The organism is Peterkaempfera griseoplana, assembly GCF_001418575.1.
GTDB lineage: Bacteria > Actinomycetota > Actinomycetes > Streptomycetales > Streptomycetaceae > Peterkaempfera > Peterkaempfera griseoplana.
This window is the reverse complement of the sequence record NZ_LIQR01000727.1, coordinates 1-3,991: the sequence shown is the minus strand read 5'-3', so window position 1 is coordinate 3,991 and position 3,991 is coordinate 1. Positions and strand designations below refer to the sequence as shown.

Genomic DNA, 3,991 nt, shown 5'->3' with positions numbered 1-3,991 from the left:
GAACTCCCCCGTGGCCGGCCGGCCGCATGTGAACGGCGCCGGACATGCGACGTCCCCCGCCGGGGGGGAGAGCGGGGGTCGTCATTCACGGCCGGCTCGGGGGGGGAGGAGCCGGACCGGGTTAGCACGGTCGCGAACGATCCGTGACTTCCATGGTGTACCCGAGGGCCCTGAAACACAAACCCGCGCGCCAGGGAGTACGCCGAATGGCGGGCGCCTATCCTCGTCGTCGTGGAGAACCAGGCCGAACCCCCAGGACGCCCCGCCGGGCAGCCCCTCCAGGCGCCCCGTCCGGCCCGCACCGCAGCCTTCTTCGACCTCGACAAGACCATCATCGCCAAGTCGAGCGCGCTTGCATTCAGTAAGCCGCTCTACCGTGGCGGACTGATCAACCGTCGGGCCGTGCTGAAGAGTGCTTACGCTCAGTTCGTCTTTCTGGCGGGAGGTGCCGATCACGACCAGATGGAGCGGATGCGCGAATATCTCTCGGCGCTCAGCCGCGGATGGAACGTCCAGCAGGTGCAGGAGATCGTCGCCGAGACCCTGCACGGACTGATCGACCCGCTGATCTACGTCGAAGCCGCCTCGCTCATCGAGGAGCACCACGCGGCGGGCCGCGACGTGGTGATCGTCAGCAGCTCCGGGGCGGAGCTGGTCGAGCCGATCGGCGCGATGCTGGGCGCCGACCATGTGATCGCCACCCGGTTGGAGGCCCGTGACGGCTACTACACCGGCGAGATCGAGTACTACGCCTACGGTGCGAACAAGGCTGCCGCCATCAGGGAGCTGGCCAAGACGGAGGACTACGACCTGGAGCGCAGCTACGCCTACAGCGACTCGGTGACCGATCTGCCGCTGCTGGAGACGGTGGGCCATCCGTCCGCCGTCAATCCCGACCGGGCACTGCGCCGGGAGGCACTGAGCCGCGAGTGGCCGGTGCTGGCGTTCAGCCGCCCGGTGCGGCTGCGGGCGCGCTGGGGTGCGGCCGGGGCCCGGATCCCGGCCCTGAGGCTGCCCAGCGGTCCGGTGCTCGCGGCGGCGGCGATCGGTGCGGCGACGGCCGCGGGACTGGTCTGGTACAGCTCCCGGCGCCGTATCCGGACCGCCTGACGACCCGCTCGGACGCACGGACGGACCGGTCGGCAGGGAGCTGACCGGACGGCACGGACGGACCAGTCGGCGCCCAAGGAGGCCCAGCAGCGTCCCGGCGCAGGCCGGCTGCCCAGGAGGCATCCCGGCCGAGCTTGCCCCGGCAGCCGTCCGACCAGCCCGCCCGCCAACCGCCAGGCCACCGGATCCCCGCGACCCGCCTGGCCGCCAAGCCGGCGGCCCGCCGGCCAGCGGCAGGCCCCGAGTCGCCACGCGCGTATCCACCTGAATCGGGTGAAAGTAAAAAAATCAATCCCAGGGTTCCGCTTGTTGCCGAACCGCGCTACAAAGGAATCAACGGCCCGCGAGACCCGACGGAACCGCTAAGGAACCGTTGACTACGCAGTTCAGGCCCCACGGACCGCGCACAGCAGCCGGGCACCCACGTGCAGCCGACCCGCTAACCGGGCCGCCGCACCAGGCGAAGGGCAGAGATCCCCGCCTGATGGGCATGGAAAAGGTGCACGCATGGTCACGCGGAGGCTGTGCCAGCGGCGACACCCCTCCACAGGGTGTCGCCGCATCACTGTGTACGGCGCCCTTCGCGATCTGAAGCGCCCCCCGCACCACCGGGGCTCCCGTACGGCGAGCCCGTTCGCCGCCCACCGGCCGGCTCGGACGGCTCAGGCCATACCGCGCTGCATCGCCTCGCAGACGGCGGTGCTCTCCCGGACGCCCAGCCGCAGCGCCTCGGCGCAGTGCACGATCCAGGTCGCCATCCCGTCCGCCGTACCCGAGGCATAGCCGGCCAGGGCCGCCCGGTAGGCGTCGGTGCCGAGTTCGGCGAACCCCACCTCGGCAGGGCAGATGGACTTCGGATCCAGGCCCTCGGCGATCAGGGTGATCCGCTGCGCGGCCCTCGCCACCAGCCCGTTGGCCGTGCCGAACGGCCTCAGCAGCAGCAGTTCGCCGTGCACCACGGCGGCGACCACGAGGGCCGGGGCCGCCTTGGCGCCCGGTCCGGCGGCGCCGCGGTCGGCACGGGCCGCGAGCAGTCCCGCGAGCTGGTCGAGTCGGGCCGCCGTCTCGTCCGAGGGCGGGGCGGGGGGCAGTTCGGCCGTGGGCCCGGAGGGCAGGGCGGCGCTCAGCGACGGGGTCTCGGTGGCTGCCAGCGGCTTGGGAAAGAGTTCCGCGGCCGGCTCCCCGGCGCGCCTGGGCCGTCCCACGCCCTCGGTGTCGTCACCGGTGGCCAGCAGGTGCAGCCGGGCCAGCACCTGGAGGGGCGAGGTCCGCCAGACGCTCAGCAGCTGCCCGGCCTCGGCGGAGAGGCGCAGTGCGCCGCCGACCGTGCGGGCCTGGTCGTCGGCGCCGAAGTCGGTGCGCCGGCGGACCTCCTCCAGGGGCCAGTCGGCGCCCTCCAGAGCCGCGGAGGCGCGGGCGCCGCGCAGGGCCGCCTCTCCGGTGACCTCGGCGGCCCGGCGGCGCATCACCCGGTGTCCGTAGAGCCGGTCGACGGCGCGGCGGACCTCGGCGACGGCCTCGGGTACTCCGGGCAGCTCGGCGAGCGGGGCGAGGGGATCGGCTGCAGTGCTCACGCGGTCGAGCGTACGGACCGGTCGGCGGTCCGGCACCGCCGGGTCCCGCCGTACGCCGGCCGGGTGTCCGCGGCCACTGCGCCCGCGTCGCTCCCCTCACGCCCCAGCTCAGGCGAACCTCGTGCACAGCTCAGGCCGCGTTGCCACGACGGAGGCCCGATGTCACCCGTTAGAGCCAATCGTTCGGGTGGAGAGATCACCCAGTGCCGTGGAAACGCTACGATGAGCACTAACGGATACGATAACGATTGTCATCTGTTTTCAATCCACCCCACGGAAGCCCGCACCATGAAGATCGCCTTCGTCGGCAAGGGCGGCAGCGGCAAGACCACGCTGTCCTCGCTCTTCATCCGGCACCTCGCCGCCGCCGGCCGCCCGGTCGTCGCCGTGGACGCCGACATCAACCAGCACCTCGGCCAGGCCCTGGGTCTCTCCGACGAGCAGGCGGCCACCCTGCCGTCGCTGGGTGCCGAGCTGCCCCACATCAAGGAGTACCTCCGCGGGGGCAATCCGCGGATCGCCTCCGCGGAGCAGATGATCAAGACCACCCCGCCGGGCAGCGGGTCACGGCTGCTGCGGATCACCGAGCAGAACCCGGTGTACGCGCGGTGCGCCCGCCCGGTGGCGCTCGACGGCACCGGCCGGGTCCGCCTGATGGCCACTGGCGCCTTCACCGAGGACGACCTCGGGGTGGCCTGCTACCACTCCAAGGTCGGAGCCGTCGAGCTCTATCTCAACCACCTGGTCGACGGGTCCGGCGAGTACGTCGTGGTGGACATGACCGCCGGGTCGGACTCCTTCGCCTCCGGCCTCTTCACCCGCTTCGACGTGACCTTCCTGGTGGCCGAGCCGACCCGCAAGGGCGTCTCCGTCTACCGGCAGTACAAGGAGTACGCACAGGACTTCGGCGTCACCCTGCGGGTGGTGGGCAACAAGGTGCAGGGACCGGACGACCTGGCCTTCCTGCGCCGCGAGGCCGGTGACGACCTGCTCGCGGCCTTCGGCCACTCCGACTGGGTCCGCAGGTTGGAGCAGGGGGCCGAGCCCCGCTTCGCGGACCTGGAGGAGGGCAACCGCCGGGTGCTCCGGGCGCTGCACCAGGAGGTCGACGAGGCCCACCCCCGCCGCGACTGGGGGCGCTACACCCGCCAGATGGTCCACTTCCATCTGCGCAACGCCGAGAGCTGGGGCAACGCCAGGGCGGGCGCCGATCTCGCCACCCAGATCGACCCGGGCTTCGTCCTCGGCGAGGAACTGCTGCCCGCCCCGGCGGACGGCCCCGGTGGCATCGCCGCCCCGGCCGCACC

Annotated in this window: 3 protein-coding genes; 2 read left to right on the top strand and 1 reads right to left on the bottom strand. The window is 72.3% G+C overall.

Annotated elements, in window-relative coordinates; translation table 11 throughout:
• The first annotated feature begins 219 nt into the window (after positions 1-219).
• A complete protein-coding gene (locus tag AOK09_RS36075; RefSeq protein ID WP_407675462.1) occupies positions 220-1,110 on the top strand; it encodes an HAD family hydrolase in 891 nt (296 codons plus the stop codon).
• A 662-nt stretch (positions 1,111-1,772) separates the two neighbouring features.
• Here AOK09_RS36075 and AOK09_RS36070 read toward each other — a convergent pair.
• A complete protein-coding gene (locus AOK09_RS36070) occupies positions 1,773-2,684 on the bottom strand; it encodes a Fic family protein (RefSeq protein WP_055591394.1) in 912 nt (303 codons plus the stop codon).
• A gap of 288 nt (positions 2,685-2,972) precedes the next feature.
• On the opposite strand from AOK09_RS36070, the gene AOK09_RS36065 reads away from it, so the two are divergent.
• A partial coding sequence (locus AOK09_RS36065) for an ATP-binding protein (protein WP_063796177.1) occupies positions 2,973-3,991 on the top strand: 1,019 nt, incomplete at its 3' end.